Raw genomic sequence first — 18,080 nt, 5'->3', positions numbered from 1 at the left:
GCCGCTATTCCGCGATCATCTCGCCGGAGCCGCCGAGTTCGGCCGGGAAGTCTTTCAACTTGGGCAAACCATCCCGCATCGGCATCACCGTCTCGGCGTAGTTCACATGCACGCCAGGGATGAACGCAAGTGTCGGGATCGTCGAAGCGAAAACGTCCACGAGGCTAATGGGCGGATGATTGGTCATCAGATGTCCGCCGCATTTCGAGCAATACTGACGCTGGCTCATTTCAGATTTCTGGAACGTCGCAACATACTCGGCTCCCGACGCGATCCGCACAGCTTCCGGCTTCCACAGGCTGAAGGCGTTGACTGGCCCGCCGGACCATGTTCGGCAGGAGTTGCAATGGCAGTAACCCATCGCCTCCGGTGACCCTGTCACCTCGAGTTTAACTGCGCCGCAAAAACAGCTTCCAAGGTGAGACATCGGTTTCTCCTTTGAACTGTTCATATCGATCACGCCAGAACGGCCGCAATACACCGAATGGGTAGCGGGCGTCCCTCGATCGCAATCCCGATCAGATGATGTCACACCACAGCCATGCAGTGGATGCTGATGACGCAGGCGACCGGTTCAGGCCATAAGCCATGGGTGCTGCGCAATTACGCAGCCGTTCGGGGCGCTTAATGTGAATATGCATACTGCGGACGCGGCAATCGACGACACGGTGGCGCGGGCGAATGTCCGCCGCCTTGCGGCCGCGCAGGCCTTGACCGGCGCGAACGCCGCTGTGGTGTTTGCGACCGGTTCGATTGTCGGCGCGCAGCTTGCGCCCAGCATTTCGCTCGCGACCCTGCCGCTGTCGATCTACACGCTCGGCCTTGCCGCTGGCACGCTGCCGACCGGCATGATCGCTCAGGCTTACGGCCGACGGGCGGCGTTCATCGCGGGCACCGGCAGCGGCGCGCTATGCGGACTCATCGCCGCCATCGCCATCCTTTACGGCTCATTTGTGCTGTTCTGCTTCGCGACGTTTCTTGGCGGTGTCTATGGCGCGGTCTCGCAATCCTATCGCTTTGCCGCGACCGACAGCGCCAGCATCGCTTACCGGCCAAAGGCGATTTCGTGGGTGATGGCCGGCGGCGTTTTCGCCGGTTTTCTCGGTCCGCAACTCGTGCAGTGGACCATGGATCTGTGGCAGCCCCACCTGTTCGCAGTGAGCTTTCTGGTTCAGGCCGTCGTCGCGCTTATCGCGATGGCGGTGCTGGCCGGTGTCAATGCGCCAAAGCCTGTCGCTGCGCAGATGACCGGAGGCCGGCCGCTCACGGAGATTATCCGGAAACCCCGGTTCATCGCCGCCGTGGTCTGCGGCGCGGTCTCCTATACATGCATGAACTTCCTGATGACGTCGGCGCCGCTGGCGATGAAGTTCTGTGGCCTGTCGCTGAGCGATTCCAATTTCGGCATTCAATGGCACATTGTTGCAATGTTCGGGCCGAGCTTTTTCACCGGCTCGCTGATTTCGCGCTTTGGAGCGGCCAGGGTCGCTGTCATCGGCCTGTTGCTTGAAGCAGCCGCCGCAATCATCGGCCTGTCGGGCATCACCGCGATGCATTTCTGGGTCGGGCTATTCGTCGTCGGCGTCGGCTGGAATTTCTCCTTCGTCGGTGCATCGGCGCTGATCGTCGCAACCCATGGTCCGCAGGAAGGCAAGAAGGTTCAGGCCTTCAACGATTTCATCGTGTTTGGCCTTGTGGCCATCGGTTCGTTCTCATCCGGCCAATTGCTGGCAAGCCATGGCTGGTCGATGGTCAACATCGTGATTTTCCCGGCGGTCGCGCTGGCACTGGCAGGTCTGGCCGTCGCTGCATTCACGCAGCGGCGGGCGGCGGTCTAACCAACCGCGAATTTTACAACGAACACCAGCGCCAGCAGCATCACCGCGGGCTTTGCGTCCGAGAAGCGCCCGGCAAGAATCTTGATCACCGCATAGGTGATGAAGCCGAGCCCGATGCCGGTGGCGATGGAATAGGTCAGCGGCATCGCGATGGCGGTGACCACCGCGGGCGCGTATTCGGTCACATCGTCCCATGCCATGTCCGCAAGACCGCGTGTCATTACGCAGGCGACATAGAGCAATGCGGCGGCTGACGCATAGGCCGGCACCATGCCGGCCAGCGGCGCGAAGAACAGCGCCAGCAAAAAGAACAGCGCGACGAACACCGCCGTCAGCCCGGTGCGTCCGCCGGCGGCAACACCGGATGCGCTTTCGATGTAGCTCGTGGTGGTCGAGGTGCCGATCAGCGCGCCGAACATCGCAGCGAAGCTGTCCGCCAACAGCGCCTGCTTCATGCGCGGCAGTTTGCCGTCCTTGTCGAGAAGACCAGCCCGATGCGTCACGCCGATCAACGTTCCGGCATTGTCGAACACGTCGATGAACAGAAAGCTGAACACCACGATCAGGAACGTCAGTTCGGTGGCGCGCGAGAAATCGAGTTGCAGCAATGTCGGCGACAGTGACGGCGGCAGCGACACCACGCCGTTGAAGCTGGTCAATCCCAGCGGCAGCCCGAGCAACGATACCGCAAGAATGCCGATCAATGTGCCGCTGGCGATGCCCCGCGCATTCATCGCCACGATCAGCGCAAAACCCAAAAGGCACAGCACCGGCGCGGGATGGGCGATGCCGAGCGGTCCCGCAGTGACGAGCGTCGCGGGACTGGCGATAATGATCTTGGCCTGCTCAAGCGCGATGATCGCGAGGAACAGTCCGACACCGGCGGAGATCGCGAATTTCAGGTTTCGCGGGATGGCATCGATGACATATTCCCGCAGGCGAAAAAACGTCAGCACAAGGAAGATCACGCCCGAGCAGAACACCGCGGCCAGCGCCTGCTGCCACGTGTACTTGTAGCCGAGCACCACGGTGAACGCGAAGAACGCGTTGAGCCCCATTCCGGGCGCAAGCGCGATCGGGTAATTCGCCAGAAACGCCATCGCGAACGTGGAGACCGCTGCCGCCAGACAGGTCGCGACGAACACCGCGCCCTTGTCCATGCCGGCGTTCGCGAGGATCACCGGATTGACGAACACGATGTAGACCATGGTCAGGAATGTTGTGAACCCCGCGACGAACTCGGTGCGGACGTTCGTGCCGTTTTGGGTGAGGCCGAACCGGCGATCGACGATTGCTTCCAGTGACGTCTGCGACGGTTCGCTCATCTCGCCTCGCTGTTATCGCGGCCGCGGCCGCACAATGGCCCAGCCGATCCGCAGCAGCGGCTGACGGCCTCTGACCGTGCGCTCGAAGGCGCGCGGCACTTCCGGCACGAGACCGGGAAAACGTTTCTGGATGTCGTCGGGCGGCGTGCCAGCGGTATCGGCGGCGCGCCAGACTACTACGCCGCCGCTCTCGTTGAAGCGCGCGGGCGTCATCCATGGCGTCAGCTGCGGCGTTGCATCGAGCATCACATGCGGGCGCGATGCTGCGGCGAAGCCGATCAGCGTCGCGATCTGCGGATCGCCCGCCACCGCAGCAAGCGGACGGCCGGTGCGACGCTCAAAACTCTCGCCAAAGAAACGTCCGATCTCGCTGGCCGGCAGCGAGGTCTTGACCTCGGCGCTTCCGATCCAGGGCAAAATAAAAGTGATGCCGAGGATTGCGGCGACAGGCGCCGCCATGATGACCAGCCAGACCGAGCGCAGGAGCTGTTGCCGCCGCAGCGCGATGAGATCGCTGGCGGCGACGACGATGGCGAGGCCGGTCAGCAGCAGCGCGATGCCGTCGCCGCCGATGATCTGATCCCGGTCGAACAGCGCGGCGATGAAACTGAGCGCGAAGGGCGGGACGAGCGCAAACACATAAACATAAAGCCGCGCGAAGGGATCGAGCGGCGGACGGAAGATCAGCGGCGGATCGTCCGCCTTGCGGACGAAGTAGCGCGAATTGGCGATCAGCAGCAGCGCCACGCCGGAGAGCGCGAACAGCAGTCCGGCCAGCAGTCCGGCCCATCCGAGCAGCCGGTCCTGCAACTGCGCCACCGCCGGCAATGACGGCAACACCGTCACGTCCGCGCGCAGCACCCACACCAGATATGGCAGCACCACCACGAACACCACGACGGCCGCATAAAGCGGATCGGTCGAGAGCAGCGCACGCCTGCCCTTCTGCGTCGCCAGCACAAAGACGGCCAGCAGTACCAGCAGCGGCAGCGCCGCCGAGGTGGTCAGGATCAGCAAACCGATCTCGACCGGCAGCATGAACCACGCCCTGCGCCGCCCCTGCCCGACGATCTGCCAGGTATGGAGCAGCGTCAGCGCCCAGAGCGGCCGGGCCAGGATCAGCGGGCCGAACTCGGCGCCGGGAAAGGCGAAAGCGGTGATGGTCGCCGTCAGCAGTACCGCAAGGACCGCCTGCTGCGCGCCGACGATGGCGCGGCCGAGCGCGAACAGCGCCCAGAACGTCACGATGAAGCAAAGCTGCGACAGCAGATAGACGCCGAAGATGTGATTGCCGGACAGGCGGAATGCGACATCGGCAAGCCAGAACGCCGCGGGCGGACCGAGATGGGTGCCGACCTGATACTCCCGGCCGAACGCCAGCACCGTCGCCACCTCGCCCGGCGGGCTTCCATACAGCAGCCATGGCAGGAACAGCCACAGCGCCGCCTGCGCCAGCACCACAAGCCAGAAGATCAGGCGGGGCCGCGCGCGGACCAGTTCAACGATCAGGGATGTGAAGCGCATAAAAAGTTTGAACCGGCCTCGCGAGGAACCCGTCACTGATAGAGTGCACGAAGCGATCAGGCAACCGAACCGCTCAGAGCGCCGCGATGGCCTCGTCGGACGATATGAGCATCTCGATTTGCGCGGGCGCCTGGATATCGTCTTCCCCAAAGTGCTTGCGGCGCGACGCCGCGACAGGCGCGAAAAAGCGGCGGTGATGGACCGTCGGCCCGAGCCGGTCGAGCGCTTCGAGATGGGCCGGAACGGCGTACCCCATGTGCTGCTCGAAACCGTAGCCAGGATGATCCTGCGCCAGCCGGCACATCAGCCGGTCCCGCGAGACTTTGGCGACAATGGAGGCGGCAGCGATCGACATCACAATGCCGTCGCCGCCGATCACCGCGTCGCAGTCGCAGGATACAGCCAGCCGGTCGCGGCCATCGACAAAGACATGTTTCGGTGCCTCGGGCAGCGCACGCACCGTGCGCGCCAGCGCCCACAATGATGCACGCAGGATATTGTCGCGATCGATCCGCGACGGCGGCGCAATCGCCACCGAGACGAGCGCGGTCGCGCAGATTTCCTCGAACAGTTCCTCGCGGCGCTCCCGTGTCAGGCGCTTGGAATCGTCGATGCCCTTCGGAATTCGCTTCGGATCGAGAATCACGGCGGCGGCCACCACCGGACCGGCCAGCGGTCCCCGCCCCGCCTCGTCGCAACCCGCCACCGGCCAGACGCCGCGCTTGATCAGCGCGCGCTCACGGCGAAAGGTCGGCGGCGTAACGGCAATGACACCGGTTCGCTTTGCTTTCTTTGCAGCAACTGGAACTGCGGAGGGCTTCGCTCGACTCATGCGGCTATGCTTGCGTTCTTAAAGTAGAACGCGCAACCGCTAATCCCCACTATTATTCCGGCAGATGAACACGCCTGTCATCCCCGACCTCAATGCCGGGGGCAATGACAACTTCCCACGGATGGCCATCGGGATCGGTGAAATATCCCGAATACCCGCCATAACCGGTGCGATGCGCGCCCTTTTGCAGCCGCGCGCCTTGAGCGACAGCGAACGCCAGCACGTCATCGACTTCGCTCTCGCTTCGGCAGTTCCACGCCAGGGTGATTCCCCGAAAGCCTGCGGGCTGCGGCTGCGCCGGCAGACCGGCATCCAGCGCCAGCTTGTCCCATGAATACAGCGCCAGAACCGTCGCACCGGTGTCGAAAAACGCGACTTCTTCGCCTGTCACTTGGAGCTTTCGCTCAAAGCCCAGAGACTCGTAAAACGCGATGCTCCGGCGCATGTCGCTGACGCCGAGCGTCACGACGGTGAATCGCGCAACCGGTTTGGGGAGACTCATAACACAGCGCCCTTTGCAGTCAGAACAGATCCAGTTGCTCGTTTGCGGGCTTGGGCCGCGCGAAATGCGCGGTCGTCAGCTTGGAGCGCCGCTTGTTGAGGCCGAGTTTCTCGCAGGCGATCTCGAACCGCCGCCCGATCATCCAGGCCATCGGCCCGGTGCCCTTCATACGGGTCCCCCATTGCGAGTCGTAGTCGCGGCCGTCACGCATGTCGCGGATCAGGGTGAAGACATGGCGATAGCGATCCGGATAATTCGCCATCAGCCACTCGCGGAACAAATCGCGCACTTCGAGCGGCAGCCGCAGCAAAACGTAGCTCGCTTCCTTCACGCCGGCGTGCGCTGCTGCGTCCAGAATGCGCTCCATCTCGGAATCGTTCAGCGCCGGTATGACGGGCGCGACCATCACCGTGGTCGGAATGCCGGCTTCCGATAGTTGGCGCAGCGCCTCCAGCCGCTTCGGCGGCGTCGCCGCGCGCGGCTCCATGGTGCGCGCGAGTTTCGGATCCAGCGTCGTCACCGAGATCGCAACCTTGGCGAGATTTCGTTTCGCCATCCGTGCCAGAATATCGATGTCGCGGGTCAGCAGCGCGGATTTCGTGACAATGCCGACCGGATGCCCGGTGCGTTCCAGCACCTCGAGAATACCGCGCATGATTTTGTGCTCGCGCTCGATCGGCTGATACGGATCGGTATTGGTTCCGATCGCGATCATGCGCGGCTCGTAGCCCGGCGCGGACAGTTCCTTTTGGAGCAGTTCCGGGGCGTCGGGCTTGGCGAACAATTTGGACTCGAAATCGAGCCCCGGCGACAATCCCAGATAGGCGTGGGTCGGACGCGCGAAGCAATAAACGCAGCCGTGCTCGCATCCCCGGTACGGGTTGATCGAGCGGTCGAAGCCGATGTCCGGCGAGTCGTTGCGGGTGATGACCTTGCGCGCGGTATCGACCGCGACCGTGGTCTTGAAGGGAGGCAGGTCTTCGAGGCTCTGCCAGCCGTCGTCGAAGGTGACGCGCGCTTCCGCCTCATAGCGCCCGCTGACGTTGGACTGCGCGCCGCGGCCCCTGCGCCGCTGGCTGTCGATCGCCACTTCGATCTCGGCAAAGGGAGAAGGACCACCCGCCGGATCAGAGGGGGGCGTCACCGGCGGGTGTTTGAGGGCATGGGATGCATGGCTCATGGAGAGAACATAGCACCACACGAGAACAAAACAAGAACTTCAATATCGTCCCCGCACAGATTCTTTTCCCGGAGGCCGCCCTCCGGTGTGCCGCTTCGCGAGGGCTCGTTCCCGGATCGCAGCCGTTAATGAATGCCGCAAAAAGCTGCACCGGACGGGCTGTTCTGAGTGTGACAAGATGATAACGATGCCGCATCTGTCGTCCGGCGATCACGTATTTCACCAAGTCATGATCAGCGTTGTCATTCCAACCGAAGGCGTCGAGCAACCCGTTGTTGCCACCCTTGCGGCCCTGGTGCCGGGCGCCGCGGCCGGCATCATCCGGGACGTGGTGCTGGTCGATCGCTCGCAGACCGACACCATCGAGCGGGTGGCCGATGTTGCCGGGTGCAATTTCCTGAAGTTCGAGGGCTCGCGCGCTGCGGCGCTCGCGGCGGGCGCCGAGCAAAGCCGGTCTCCCTGGCTGCTGTTCCTGCTTCCGGGCGCTGTGCTGGATTCCGGTTGGATCGACGAGACCTCGCAGTTCATTCAGAGCGTGTCCCTGAGCGGCCGTCAGCGGGCCGGCATCTTCCGCTATGCGCGCCCACCCTATGAGGACGCAACGGTGCGCGACGGGGTGAAATCGCTCGCGCGCTTTATTGCCGGCCCGTCCACCGATCAGGGTCTGCTGATTTCCCGCGATCATTATGAGCGGGTCGGCGGCTATGCCCCTGCCGCGCGCCGGGCCGAGGCTAAACTGATCTCGAAGCTCGGCCGCACCGGCCGCGCCGTGCTGCGGACCCGGATTTTCGTCGCCGCCTGATAATATTTGACTCCGTCAACTTATTAGTTGACCCCGTCAACAATCATGCCAGAATGCCCGTAACACCAGGACGAGGCATGTTGGCCCATGGACACCCTTCATGATGGCGGGAATGACGACCGGATCGCCGCAGTCCGGCGGTTCAACCGCATCTACACCCGCAAGATCGGCGTGCTCGAACAGCATCTGCTGGAAAGCCCGTTCACCCTGACCGAGGCCCGCGTGCTGTTCGAACTGGCGCATCGCGGTGGCGCCCTCGCCAAGGAGATCGGCGCCGAACTCGGCCTCGACGCCGGTTATCTCAGCCGCATCGTTCAGGCTTTTACAGAACAGGGACTGATCACGCGCAAGCCAGTCCCCGCCGACCGCAGGCAATTCGAGCTGGCGCTCACCGCCAAGGGCAAGCAGGCGTTCTCCCGCCTCGAACGCGCGTCCCATGATGAAGTCAGCAAGATGATCGCGGCATTGCCGGCGGGCGGCGGGCAGCGCCTTGTCGCCGCGATGACAACGATCGAGCGGTTGCTGGATAATACAGCCACGCGACCCGAGGTGACGCTTCGCACCCACCGGCCCGGCGACATGGGCTGGGTCGTGCAGCAGCACGGCGCCCTCTACGCCCGCGAATACAACTGGGACATTTCATTCGAAGGCCTCTGCGCGGAAATCGCCGCGCAGTTCCTGAAAAATTTCGATCCCGTCCGCGAGCGCTGCTGGATCGCCGAGATCGACGGCCAGCGGGTCGGCTCGGTGTTTCTGGTGAAGCACACCGATGACGTGGCGAAGATTCGTCTGCTGCTGATCGATCCGGCGGGACGCGGTTTCGGGACCGGCAAGCGGCTAGTGGACGAGTGCATCGCCTTCGCGCGGAGCTGCGGCTACCGCAAGATCACGTTGTGGACCCAGAGCATGCTGCTTGCCGCGCGCGGCATTTACCAGAAAGCAGGGTTCGTGCATGTCGCGACCGAACCGCACCACAGTTTCGGTCACGACCTGATCGGCGAGACCTGGGAGCTTGACCTGTGATGTCCTCGCGTCGCGAACCCGCGCGGCGCATCACGCCGGACCTCATCGCATTTCACAAGATCGACGCGAAGCGCCTTCGTCTTGCAGCCCGTCGCCACGCCTTGCGCGCGGTCCTTGCGTGGCTGGTAAAAACTCTCAGCCGACGATAGTTGCCGGTCCTACTTCGCCTTGCCGCGCTTTAAGTGCTCGTCCAGCCGCGGCATGATCTCCACGAAATTACACGGCTTGGTGCGGTAATCAAGCTGTGCCGCGAGAATGCCGTCCCAGCCATCGCGGCAGGCGCCGGGCGAACCCGGCAGACAGAAGATGAACGTCGCACCGGCAACACCTGCGGTGGCGCGGCTTTGAATCGTCGAGGTGCCGATCTTGGCGTGGCTCAGCATGTGAAACGCAATCGAGAAACCATCCATCCGCTTCTCGAACAGCGGCTCGACCGCTTCCGGCGTCACGTCACGGCCGGTGAAACCGGTGCCGCCGGTCGTAATGACCACATCGACGCCGGGATCGGCGATCCACGCTTTCAGTTTTGCGCGGATCTCCTCGACGTCGTCGGTGACGATGTCACGCCCGGCAAGACGATGGCCGGCCGCCGTCAGCCGGTCCGCCAGCGTCGTCCCCGATTTATCGTCGGCGAGCGCGCGCGTATCGGACACCGTCAGCACCGCGATATTTAGCGGGATGAACTGCTGAGTTTCGTTGATTGAAGACATCGCGTTTCTATTCCTTGAGCCGTCACCCTGAGGTGCGAGGCGATTCCTGCGCCGACCCTCGAGGGCGACGGCAACACGCTGTCATCCTTCGAGGCTCGCACCTCAGGATGACGAATCCTGCCGACTAGAGCTGAACACCGGGCGCGAACGTGTTGCAGGCCTGCACGCTGCCCTGCTGGTAGCCGGTCATGAACCAGCGCTTGCGCTGCGCGGCCGATCCGTGCGTGAACGAGTCGGGCACGACGCGGCCCTGGGCCTGCCGTTGCAGCGTATCGTCGCCGATCGCAGACGCGGTCTGCAACGCCGCATCGATGTCGCCTGCTTCGAGGAAGCCCGGCCGCTTCTTCTCCTCGCGATTGACCCACACGCCGGAGAGGCAGTCCGCCTGCAGTTCGACGCGGACCTGGATCGCATTCGCCTCGGCCTTGCTGCCGGCCCGCTCCTGCATCTGGCGCGCCTTGTCGAGAATGCCGAGCAGGTTCTGGATGTGGTGGCCAGCTTCATGCGCGATGATGTAGGCCGCGGTGAACTTGCACGCATTGCCGGAGCAGCCGCGGAACCGGGTCTCAACCTCGCGGAAGAATCCGGTGTCGAGGAAAATCTGCTTGTCCGGCGGACAATAGAACGGGCCCATGGCTGACTGCGCCATGCCGCAGCGGCCGCCATTGGTGGCATTGCGGAACAGGACGATACGCGGGCCGCGGTAGGTCTGGCCGCTGGCCGAGAAGATTTCGCTCCACCGGTCGTCGATTTCGCCCAGCACGCCGGCGATCATGCTGCCCATCTCGTCCGTCGGCGCTCCGGCCTTCGGCGGGCTGCTGGTGCGGCGGTCGGTCTGATAGGTGGGAGCCTGCTGGCCGCCGGTGAGAATTTCCGCGCCGCCGATCAGGATGCGCGGATCGATTCCCACAGCCCAGCCGATCAGGCCGAGCACAATGACGGTGCCGATGCCCAGTCCGCCGCCTCCACCCATCGGGAATCCGAAACCGCCGCCACCGCCCCCGCTATCGTCGCGGCGATCGTCGATATTGTCGCTGCGGCGAAAGTCATCGTAACGCATCGGAAATCTCCTCAACCGGCAAGCGCGTCATGGCGACACGCAACGGAGCCGCAAAGTATCTGTTAACGATTCATACCGCGCCCGGCAAAAATTGCCTAGTGCGGCATTTCGATGTGTTTCCACTCCGTGACATGAATGCGGGCTGAATTCTGCAGTGAAACACGCGCTGCACCGGCAATTCCGGCCGTTGACTGCATTGCAGCGGCGCATGTGCGTCTTGCAATTCGCGATGCGCGCGACGTTTCGGAATCAATTTCGAATTCGTCACAAACCTTTTTGCGATTAAGCCGATTTTTACCTTGGGCATTCATGGTGATGACAGTCGGATTTGTTGGTCCCGCGTCGCCGACTGCGTCGCCTGAGTCAGGTTTTGAGTCATGGTAGTGTCGCGTCGCGGGGCGTCTGCAAAGGCGCCCCGCACTCAATTTGAAATGCCCAGTTCGCATATCGTCGTCGGCGATTGCGTCGCCGAGATGTCAAAGATGCAGGCCGGCTCGGTCGACCTGATCTTCGCAGATCCTCCGTACAATCTGCAATTGAAGGGCGATCTCAAGCGTCCCGACGAATCGCATGTCGATGCGGTCAACAACGACTGGGACAAGTTCTCCTCCTTCGCCGCCTACGACGACTTCACGCGGGCGTGGCTGCTTGCGGCCCGCCGCATCATGAAACCGTCGGCGACGATCTGGGTGATCGGCTCCTATCACAACATTTTCCGCGTCGGCGCGATCATGCAGGACCTCGGCTTCTGGGTTCTCAATGACATCGTGTGGCGCAAGACCAATCCGATGCCGAATTTCCGCGGCCGCCGCTTCACCAACGCCCACGAGACGATGATCTGGGCGGCGCGCGACGAGAACGCCAAGGGCTATACCTTCAATTACGAAGCGCTGAAGGCGGCCAACGAGGACGTGCAGGCGCGTTCCGACTGGCTGATCCCGCTTTGCACCGGCGACGAACGCCTCAAGGGCGGCGACGGCAAGAAAGTTCATCCGACGCAGAAGCCGGAAGGTCTGCTGGCGCGCGTGCTGCTCTCGTCATCGAAGCCCGGCGACCTCGTGGTCGACCCTTTCAACGGCACCGGCACCACCGGCGCTGTCGCCAAGCGCCTCGGCCGCCGCTATGTCGGCTTCGAGCGCGATCAGACCTATGCAACGGCCGCCGAAGCGCGCATCGCCGCCATCGAGCCACTGCCGGAAGCAACACTGGCTCCGTTCATGACTGCGCGCGGTGCACCGCGTGTCGCGTTCTCCGAACTGGTCGAGCGCGGCATGATCGTGCCCGGCACCAAGCTGGTCGATTCCAAGAAGAAGCACGCCGCCCTGGTGCGCGCCGACGGCGCCATCATGCTCGGCGACAAGGTCGGCTCGATCCATCGCATGGGCGCGCTGGCTCAGGGAGCCGAAGCCTGCAACGGCTGGTCGTTCTGGCACGTCGAGACCAAGAAGGGTCTCAAGCTGATCGACGAACTCCGCGCCGAAATCCGCAGCGAGATGGCGGCGGGCTGAGGTTCTGGAATTCTGGATATTGCGCCGCGCCGGCAACACCGGCGCGGCGTTTTGCATATCAGACAGCCGCCCGTAGTTGCGATTTCGGAAACGGACCGAGCACCCGCTCGACCAGAGCCGTGTCACAGTACTCCTTGATCTGCGTGATCCTGCCGTTCTGAACACGCCAGACCATGCAGTACTCGTTGTCGTAGCGATCGCCTGATTTTGTGACATTGTCGCCCTTTGCCTCGACCACGACGGTGTCGCCTTCGGCGATGAAGTTGAACGCCAGCGTACGCGGGCGATCCGCCAGCAAGGCTCGCAAATGCGCGAACAGGCCTTTCGTGATGGCATCCTTGCCCTTGAAGCTGCCCGACCATGAGCACTGGCCGGTCTGCACCCACACCGCATCGTCCGCGAGATGATCGATGAAGGTCGTCCCGCTGCGGCTCGCGCTGTCGGTGAAAATCTGCTGGATCAGTTTCTTGTTGGCTTCGGCACTCATCGGTTCCATCCTGTGCTTGAGTTGATGGAGGGATGATGGGCCTGGCATCGGTATTCTTCCAATCGATGCTTCGTATAGTGTATATTCGCCAGATGAATTTAGCCTCGCTCGATCTCAACCTGCTGGTCGCTCTCGACGCGCTGCTGCTCGAGGCCAATGTCGGCCGCGCGGCAATGCGGATCGGCCTCTCGCAGCCGGCGGCCAGCCACGCGCTGCGGCGGCTGCGCGATGTGCTCGGCGATCCGCTGCTGGTGCGCACCGGTGCACGGATGGAACTGACGCCGCGCGCGCAGGCGCTGCGTGCGCCGCTGGCGCAGGCGCTGGACCAGGTGCGCGGCCTGTTCATGCCGGACGAGTTCGATGCCGCGCGCAGCGAACGGCGCTTTCGCCTGATGATGCCGGACCTCGCCGTCGAACTGTTGATGCCGCCGCTGATGAAGAAGCTGGATGCTGTGGCGCCCGGTGTGCGGATCGACGTGGTGCCGTGGCGCGGGCCCGCGATCTTCACCGCCGAATTCGCCCGCACCATCGACATGGTGATCAGCATCGGCGACGCCTTCAAGGGATTTCACCGGCAACTGCTTTACACCGACTCCGATGCGCTGGCGGTGCGGCGCGGACATCCTGCGGGCGCGCGATTGAAGAACAAGGAGACGTTCTTCCAGGCGCGGCATGTCGCAGTCATCATTCGCGGGCAGAGCGAGGACCTGATCGACACCTGGCTGCGCAGCAAAGGCCAGGAGCGGCGGATCGCGCTTGTGGTCCCGAGCTATATCGAAGCGCTGCATGTCGCCGCGCGCACCGACCTCGTCGCCTTCGTGCCGCGGCGTCTGATCGCCGCGCTGTCGAAGCAACTGTCGCTGACGACGGTCGCGCCGCCGCTCGATCCGGGGATCGACGAACAATTCATGTTCTATCCGACACGCGCGCAGATGGACCCCGGTTCGATCTGGCTGCGAACCATTATGCTCGGAATAGGAAAAAATTTAGGGCGGATTGATGGAAAGGCCCCGCGTTAGTCCCATACTTTTTTTCGCAGTTGCACGCTCATCGTGTCCCATGTCATGACGCAGGTCAGTCACAGGAGCTTATCATGACGGTTCTTATCGCGGGGGGCGGGATCGGCGGGCTGACGCTCGCACTGAGCCTTCACCAGATCGGTATTCCGTGCCGCGTGTTTGAAAGCGTGCCGGAACTGAAGCCGCTCGGCGTCGGCATCAATGTGCTGCCGCATGCCGTGCGCGAACTGATCGAACTCGGCCTGCTCGACAAGCTCGATGCCGCCGGCGTCAGGACGAAGGAACTGTCGTACTTCTCCAAGCATGGAAAGCCGATCTGGAGCGAACCGCGCGGGATAGAGGCCGGATACAAGTGGCCGCAGTTCTCGATCCATCGCGGCACGCTGCACCAGATCCTGCTCGACGCCGTGGTTGAGCGTCTCGGCGCGGACAATCTGCTCAACAGTCATCATGTCACGAGCTTCACCGACTCGCCCGAAGGCGTATCGGCGAATTTCATCGACAAGGCCACCGGCAAGGATGTCGGCACCTACGATGGCTCGCTGCTGATCGCTGCCGACGGCATTCACTCCGCCATTCGCGCCAGGCTCTATCCCGACGAAGGCCCGCCGATCTGGAACGGCCGCATTCTCTGGCGCGGCATCACCGAGAGCGACGCGTTTCTCTCCGGCCGCACCATGATCATGGCCGGCCACGAGGTTCTGAAGTTCGTCTGCTATCCGATTTCGAATGCGCCGTTGCCGAACGGCAAATTCCGCATCAACTGGATCGCCGAACGGCTGCTGCCGCCGACTTACTCGTGGCGTCGCGAGGACTACAACCGCGCAGCCAAGCTCGACGAATTCCTGCCCTGGTTCGAGGACTGGACGTTCGACTGGCTCGACGTGCCCGGCCTGATCCGCAATTGCGCGCACGCTTACGAATATCCGCTGGTGGACCGCGACCCGATCGACCGCTGGACCTTTGGCAACATCACGCTGATGGGCGACGCCGCACATCCCATGTATCCGATCGGCTCCAACGGCGCGTCGCAGGCCATTCTCGACGCCCGCGTGCTGACACGGGAAATCCTCAAGCACGGCGAAACCGCAACCGCGCTTCAGGCCTATGAAGCCGAGCGCCGTCCCGCGACCACCGAACTCGTCAAGCTCAACCGCCGCAACGGCCCTGAGCAGGTGATGCAACTGGTCGAGGAGCGCGCGCCCAACGGCTTCAATGTCGTAACCGAGGTCATGTCGCAGCAGGAACTGGAAGACGTTGCCAACACCTACAAGCGGGTCGCGGGCTTTCAGGTCGACGCGCTCAACGCCAAGCCGCCGATCGTGCCGAGGCCCGAGACATCGTTCCTGTCGAGCGCCGGATGAATCGGGAGGCGCGGCAGGTTCCCGGGATCAGCCGCGCTTTCATCCACTGGCGGCGGCTGGTTGCGATCAACGCCGCGATCATCATCGGTTACGCGATCTACAAGATCGTCCATGACGTCCCCGATATGGAGTATGTCCATCTCCTGGTCGGCTATCATTTCGGTTTCACCAAGCGCGCGCTGATCGGCGCAATCGTCTCGCTCGGCGCCGACCGTGTCCCGCCATGGCTGGTCTACGTGCTCGGCGGCACAGCGCTGCTTGCCACCGCCGGGCTCTATCTGCTCCTGTTTAAAAAGACATTTGGCTTTTCGCAGGCGACCGCACCGCTGCTCGTCTTCATCATGGGATCGCCGTTCTTCCTGAAGAACTTCGTCAAGACCATCGGCTATTTCGACATCTACGGATGCATGTTCGCGATCGTGATGCTGCTGATCCCGGCGCGCTCGATCGCCTTTGTCGTGCTGGCGGCATGCGGCTCGATTGCGCTCATCCTGATTCACCACATCCATATGCTGCTTTATGTTCCGGCCATCGCTGCGATTGTCGCGATCCGGTATTATTGCAACGGCCATCTATCAAAGCCCGACATCGCGGTGGGCGCTGCGATGGCGGGACTTGTGTCGGCGGTTTTCGTCGCCGTTCAGATCTACGGCAACGTCCCGGTGTCCCAGGCAGAGTTTTCGCAATTTCTGCGCAGCCGGATGGGCAACGGCGGCGCCGCAACCGACGCGCTGTCGTTTGCCTACATCTGGTTCAGGACATTGCCTGATGAGATCAGCGAGACCTGGAAGACCATGCCGACAAATCTGTCGACCGCATGGGCGTATCCGATCCTGATCGCGCTCCATACGCCGCTAATCAGATACTTCCGCGACTCGATCCGCGCGCTGACATCACCTCATCACCGCCGCGTGGTGCTGGCTGCGCTGGTGCTGATCAGCCTCGGCTATCTCGTGATCTGCATCACGGTGTTCGATTACGCGCGCTGGGTTTCGAGCTGGGCGGTGTGCATGATGCTGATGCTGCATGCGGTCAAGCAGTTGCCCGCCAGCGGTCCTGTCGCGCTGATTGCAGAAGACGACAAGCGCGCGCTTGCCTGCGCCATCGTTCTGACCGCGATTCCGCGCGTGGGAATTATCCGGCCTTTCTGACGCGGGGCGGCTTGTCCGGCGGATCAAACGTGAGCATCACGTCTATCGCAAGCATGCACGACTCTGGCAGCGTCATTGCGGCTTCGGTCGCGGCGATTAGTGCTGGTGCGCAATACGCCATTGGCCGCCGCTATCGACAACAACGAGGCTGTAGCGCGCCGGAGCTGAAAAACTCTGGCCGTCGGCTCTGGTGCCCGAAAATTCGTAGATCCCGGCAAGAACAAACGCACTGTCCGAAAGTTTCGTTACCGTCGGCGCATCGACAAGCTTCACCTGCGTGCGATTTTTTGCGCTCGCGGCGAAATAGGCCTTCAACAGCTCAGGGCCCGACGAAATCGAAGGGCTCAGCGTACCAAACAGCGTCGCCTCGGTCGTGTACATCCTGACGATGTCATCCACCTCACCCGCGTTGAATGCCTTTTCCCATTTCGTGACAACGCCCGCGGCATCTTCCGCTGGCCCCGCCGACGCGAAATGAGATCCAAGAATGAAAAAATGAAAACATGCCGCTAACTTTAATGACAACTGGCGCATTTGTTCCTCGTCCTATGTTGCGGGAAACGAGCAGGGCCGGCTCACGGAGCCTGCCAAATAACACACGAGTGTAAAGCCACAAAATGACAATTGCGATTCAGGAACCGGCTAATCGCCCAATCCGTGCGCGATCACCTTGCGCATCACGTTCGGCAGCGCCTCATCCTTCAGCGTCGCGACCGGCACCCAGCGCATGCCCTGTGGTGCGCGGGTGCGCGCGGCAACGCTCGCGGTGTAGACCACAAGCTCGAGCGGGAAATGCGTGAACACATGCGTGACCACGCCCGCCTTGCGATGCCAGCGCGGCACATTGATCGCCGGAGCCTGTTCGCGCGCATCCCTGTCGTCATGACCGGCCAGCCATTCGGAGGTCGGCACTTCCGTCATGCCGCCGAGCAGTCCTTTTTCCGGCCGCGTGCGAACGAGGAGTTCGTCGCTGCGCGTCACCACGAACGCCGCCCCTCGCCGCAGCGTGCCGGTCTTCTTCGGGGCCTTGCGCGGAAACGTCTCCTGATCGCCGCGCTCGCGCGCGGCGCAGTTGTCGTTGAGAGGACAGAGCGCGCAGGCGGGCTTCTTCGGCGTGCAGATGGTGGCGCCGAGATCCATCAGCGCCTGCGCGCTGTCGCCCGCGCGTGAATCCCAGAGAAGCGTCGCAGCCAGTTCCCGAATTCGCGGCTTCGATTTCGGCAGCGGCTCCTCCACCGCAAACAGCCGCGACACCACACGCTCGATATTGCCGTCCACCGGCATGGTCTGACGGTCGAACGCGATCGCGGCAATCGCAGCCGCCGTGTAGGGCCCGACGCCCGGCAGCGTGCGCAGGCCTTCTTCGGTATCGGGAAATGCGCCGCCATGGTCGCGCAGCACCGTGACGGCGCAGGCGTGAAGGTTGCGCGCGCGGGAGTAGTAGCCCAGCCCAGCCCACATTCTCAAAACATCATCGAGCGAGGCCGCGCCGAGCGCCGCCACCGTCGGCCAGCGCGCGGTGAATTTCTCGAAATATGGCCCGACCGCTTTCACGGTGGTTTGCTGCAACATGATTTCCGACAGCCACACCCGGTAGGGGTCGCTGGCGCGGCCCGGCAGTGCGCGCCACGGCAGTTGCCGCCGATGGCGATCGTACCAAGCGAGCAACAGCGCCGGGCGATCGGCTTCAGCACGGTCCTGAGATTTCTTCCGCCGCGCGGCAGCGCCTGATAAGGTCATGGGACAATATGTACC

18 protein-coding genes are annotated in these 18,080 nt (G+C 63.0%); 7 read left to right on the top strand and 11 right to left on the bottom strand.

The window, feature by feature from the left end:
* Positions 1 to 4: 4 nt before the first annotated feature.
* Entirely contained in the window at positions 5 to 427 is a 423-nt protein-coding gene (locus AC1RM7_RS22505) for a GFA family protein (RefSeq protein WP_425992074.1), read from the bottom strand.
* Between the two features lie 208 nt (positions 428 to 635).
* Here AC1RM7_RS22505 and AC1RM7_RS22500 point away from each other — a divergent pair, with 208 nt between their 5' ends.
* Positions 636 to 1,838 carry an MFS transporter gene (locus AC1RM7_RS22500; protein WP_492838043.1) on the top strand — a complete coding sequence of 401 codons (1,203 nt, stop codon included), beginning with the start codon at positions 636 to 638 and terminating at the stop codon, positions 1,836 to 1,838.
* Here AC1RM7_RS22500 and AC1RM7_RS22495 read toward each other — a convergent pair.
* The 5 genes from AC1RM7_RS22495 to AC1RM7_RS22475 all read right to left on the bottom strand — a co-directional run bounded on the left by AC1RM7_RS22495 (position 1,835) and on the right by AC1RM7_RS22475 (position 7,201).
* Entirely contained in the window at positions 1,835 to 3,163 is a 1,329-nt protein-coding gene (locus AC1RM7_RS22495) for an NCS2 family permease (protein WP_492837282.1), read from the bottom strand. The two genes, AC1RM7_RS22500 and AC1RM7_RS22495, sit on opposite strands and share 4 nt — an antisense overlap.
* A gap of 12 nt (positions 3,164 to 3,175) precedes the next feature.
* Positions 3,176 to 4,687 (bottom strand): glycosyltransferase family 39 protein, encoded by a 1,512-nt coding sequence (locus tag AC1RM7_RS22490; protein WP_425992078.1) that lies wholly within the window; start codon positions 4,685 to 4,687, stop codon positions 3,176 to 3,178.
* Positions 4,688 to 4,760: 73 nt separating this feature from the next.
* Positions 4,761 to 5,519: a ribonuclease HII gene (gene rnhB / locus AC1RM7_RS22485; RefSeq protein ID WP_024919385.1), complete on the bottom strand. Its 759-nt coding sequence runs from the start codon at positions 5,517 to 5,519 to the stop codon at positions 4,761 to 4,763.
* Positions 5,520 to 5,571: 52 nt separating this feature from the next.
* Positions 5,572 to 6,021, bottom strand: coding sequence for a VOC family protein (locus AC1RM7_RS22480; RefSeq protein WP_024919386.1), 450 nt, complete (start codon positions 6,019 to 6,021; stop codon positions 5,572 to 5,574).
* A gap of 19 nt (positions 6,022 to 6,040) precedes the next feature.
* Positions 6,041 to 7,201: a PA0069 family radical SAM protein gene (locus AC1RM7_RS22475; protein ID WP_024919387.1), complete on the bottom strand. Its 1,161-nt coding sequence runs from the start codon at positions 7,199 to 7,201 to the stop codon at positions 6,041 to 6,043.
* A 229-nt stretch (positions 7,202 to 7,430) separates the two neighbouring features.
* Here AC1RM7_RS22475 and AC1RM7_RS22470 point away from each other — a divergent pair, with 229 nt between their 5' ends.
* Both AC1RM7_RS22470 and AC1RM7_RS22465 read left to right on the top strand, forming a co-directional pair.
* Positions 7,431 to 8,003 carry a glycosyltransferase family protein gene (locus AC1RM7_RS22470; RefSeq protein WP_024919388.1) on the top strand — a complete coding sequence of 191 codons (573 nt, stop codon included), beginning with the start codon at positions 7,431 to 7,433 and terminating at the stop codon, positions 8,001 to 8,003.
* A gap of 87 nt (positions 8,004 to 8,090) precedes the next feature.
* The gene (locus tag AC1RM7_RS22465) at positions 8,091 to 9,026 is read left to right on the top strand and encodes a bifunctional helix-turn-helix transcriptional regulator/GNAT family N-acetyltransferase (protein WP_024919389.1); all 936 of its coding nucleotides are present in this window, start codon (positions 8,091 to 8,093) and stop codon (positions 9,024 to 9,026) included.
* A 158-nt stretch (positions 9,027 to 9,184) separates the two neighbouring features.
* On the opposite strand, the gene moaB is transcribed toward AC1RM7_RS22465, so the two are convergent.
* Positions 9,185 to 9,736 carry a molybdenum cofactor biosynthesis protein B gene (moaB, locus tag AC1RM7_RS22460; RefSeq protein WP_024919390.1) on the bottom strand — a complete coding sequence of 184 codons (552 nt, stop codon included), beginning with the start codon at positions 9,734 to 9,736 and terminating at the stop codon, positions 9,185 to 9,187.
* 124 nt (positions 9,737 to 9,860) lie between these two features.
* Positions 9,861 to 10,796, bottom strand: a complete 936-nt coding sequence (gene ypfJ, locus AC1RM7_RS22455; RefSeq protein ID WP_006019015.1) for a KPN_02809 family neutral zinc metallopeptidase — start codon at positions 10,794 to 10,796, stop codon at positions 9,861 to 9,863.
* Between the two features lie 377 nt (positions 10,797 to 11,173).
* On the opposite strand from ypfJ, the gene AC1RM7_RS22450 reads away from it, so the two are divergent.
* Complete coding sequence (locus AC1RM7_RS22450; protein ID WP_006019014.1) at positions 11,174 to 12,304, top strand: site-specific DNA-methyltransferase; 1,131 nt, start codon at positions 11,174 to 11,176, stop codon at positions 12,302 to 12,304.
* A 58-nt stretch (positions 12,305 to 12,362) separates the two neighbouring features.
* Here AC1RM7_RS22450 and AC1RM7_RS22445 read toward each other — a convergent pair whose 3' ends face one another.
* Positions 12,363 to 12,791, bottom strand: a complete 429-nt coding sequence (locus AC1RM7_RS22445) for a nuclear transport factor 2 family protein (protein ID WP_024919392.1) — start codon at positions 12,789 to 12,791, stop codon at positions 12,363 to 12,365.
* A 92-nt stretch (positions 12,792 to 12,883) separates the two neighbouring features.
* Here AC1RM7_RS22445 and AC1RM7_RS22440 point away from each other — a divergent pair, with 92 nt between their 5' ends.
* From AC1RM7_RS22440 to AC1RM7_RS22430, 3 genes are all read left to right on the top strand, one after another.
* Positions 12,884 to 13,810 carry a LysR family transcriptional regulator gene (locus AC1RM7_RS22440; RefSeq protein ID WP_024919393.1) on the top strand — a complete coding sequence of 309 codons (927 nt, stop codon included), beginning with the start codon at positions 12,884 to 12,886 and terminating at the stop codon, positions 13,808 to 13,810.
* A gap of 74 nt (positions 13,811 to 13,884) precedes the next feature.
* Positions 13,885 to 15,174: a flavin-dependent oxidoreductase gene (locus tag AC1RM7_RS22435; protein WP_492837288.1), complete on the top strand. Its 1,290-nt coding sequence runs from the start codon at positions 13,885 to 13,887 to the stop codon at positions 15,172 to 15,174.
* The gene (locus tag AC1RM7_RS22430; RefSeq protein WP_051472482.1) at positions 15,171 to 16,325 is read left to right on the top strand and encodes a hypothetical protein; all 1,155 of its coding nucleotides are present in this window, start codon (positions 15,171 to 15,173) and stop codon (positions 16,323 to 16,325) included. The genes AC1RM7_RS22435 and AC1RM7_RS22430 overlap by 4 nt, the downstream gene beginning before the upstream one ends.
* A 96-nt stretch (positions 16,326 to 16,421) precedes the next feature.
* Here AC1RM7_RS22430 and AC1RM7_RS22425 read toward each other — a convergent pair whose 3' ends face one another.
* Together AC1RM7_RS22425 and mutY are read right to left on the bottom strand one after the other, a co-directional pair.
* Positions 16,422 to 16,859 (bottom strand): DUF4440 domain-containing protein, encoded by a 438-nt coding sequence (locus AC1RM7_RS22425; protein ID WP_492837290.1) that lies wholly within the window; start codon positions 16,857 to 16,859, stop codon positions 16,422 to 16,424.
* A 108-nt stretch (positions 16,860 to 16,967) separates the two neighbouring features.
* Positions 16,968 to 18,065: an A/G-specific adenine glycosylase gene (gene mutY, locus AC1RM7_RS22420; RefSeq protein WP_024919397.1), complete on the bottom strand. Its 1,098-nt coding sequence runs from the start codon at positions 18,063 to 18,065 to the stop codon at positions 16,968 to 16,970.
* Positions 18,066 to 18,080: the final 15 nt, after the last annotated feature.

Source organism: Afipia sp. GW822-FHT03D08, assembly GCF_058801645.1.
The sequence above is the reverse complement of the archived record's forward strand: the minus strand, read 5'-3'. Positions and strand labels throughout refer to the sequence as shown.

What these genes read in the sequence shown, in the direction of transcription:
- AC1RM7_RS22500 (WP_492838043.1), top strand. Translation starts at nt 636, where the DNA reads ATGCATACTGCGGACGCGGCAATCGACGACACGGTGGCGCGGGCGAAT.
- moaB (WP_024919390.1), bottom strand. Translation starts at nt 9,736, where the DNA reads ATGTCTTCAATCAACGAAACTCAGCAGTTCATCCCGCTAAATATCGCG.
- AC1RM7_RS22435 (WP_492837288.1), top strand. Translation starts at nt 13,885, where the DNA reads ATGACGGTTCTTATCGCGGGGGGCGGGATCGGCGGGCTGACGCTCGCA.
- AC1RM7_RS22490 (WP_425992078.1), bottom strand. Translation starts at nt 4,687, where the DNA reads ATGCGCTTCACATCCCTGATCGTTGAACTGGTCCGCGCGCGGCCCCGC.
- mutY (WP_024919397.1), bottom strand. Translation starts at nt 18,065, where the DNA reads ATGACCTTATCAGGCGCTGCCGCGCGGCGGAAGAAATCTCAGGACCGT.
- AC1RM7_RS22465 (WP_024919389.1), top strand. Translation starts at nt 8,091, where the DNA reads ATGGACACCCTTCATGATGGCGGGAATGACGACCGGATCGCCGCAGTC.
- AC1RM7_RS22505 (WP_425992074.1), bottom strand. Translation starts at nt 427, where the DNA reads ATGTCTCACCTTGGAAGCTGTTTTTGCGGCGCAGTTAAACTCGAGGTG.
- AC1RM7_RS22450 (WP_006019014.1), top strand. Translation starts at nt 11,174, where the DNA reads ATGGTAGTGTCGCGTCGCGGGGCGTCTGCAAAGGCGCCCCGCACTCAA.
- rnhB (WP_024919385.1), bottom strand. Translation starts at nt 5,519, where the DNA reads ATGAGTCGAGCGAAGCCCTCCGCAGTTCCAGTTGCTGCAAAGAAAGCA.
- AC1RM7_RS22445 (WP_024919392.1), bottom strand. Translation starts at nt 12,791, where the DNA reads ATGAGTGCCGAAGCCAACAAGAAACTGATCCAGCAGATTTTCACCGAC.
- AC1RM7_RS22440 (WP_024919393.1), top strand. Translation starts at nt 12,884, where the DNA reads ATGAATTTAGCCTCGCTCGATCTCAACCTGCTGGTCGCTCTCGACGCG.
- AC1RM7_RS22475 (WP_024919387.1), bottom strand. Translation starts at nt 7,201, where the DNA reads ATGAGCCATGCATCCCATGCCCTCAAACACCCGCCGGTGACGCCCCCC.
- AC1RM7_RS22430 (WP_051472482.1), top strand. Translation starts at nt 15,171, where the DNA reads ATGAATCGGGAGGCGCGGCAGGTTCCCGGGATCAGCCGCGCTTTCATC.
- AC1RM7_RS22495 (WP_492837282.1), bottom strand. Translation starts at nt 3,163, where the DNA reads ATGAGCGAACCGTCGCAGACGTCACTGGAAGCAATCGTCGATCGCCGG.
- AC1RM7_RS22470 (WP_024919388.1), top strand. Translation starts at nt 7,431, where the DNA reads ATGATCAGCGTTGTCATTCCAACCGAAGGCGTCGAGCAACCCGTTGTT.
- AC1RM7_RS22425 (WP_492837290.1), bottom strand. Translation starts at nt 16,859, where the DNA reads ATGCGCCAGTTGTCATTAAAGTTAGCGGCATGTTTTCATTTTTTCATT.
- ypfJ (WP_006019015.1), bottom strand. Translation starts at nt 10,796, where the DNA reads ATGCGTTACGATGACTTTCGCCGCAGCGACAATATCGACGATCGCCGC.
- AC1RM7_RS22480 (WP_024919386.1), bottom strand. Translation starts at nt 6,021, where the DNA reads ATGAGTCTCCCCAAACCGGTTGCGCGATTCACCGTCGTGACGCTCGGC.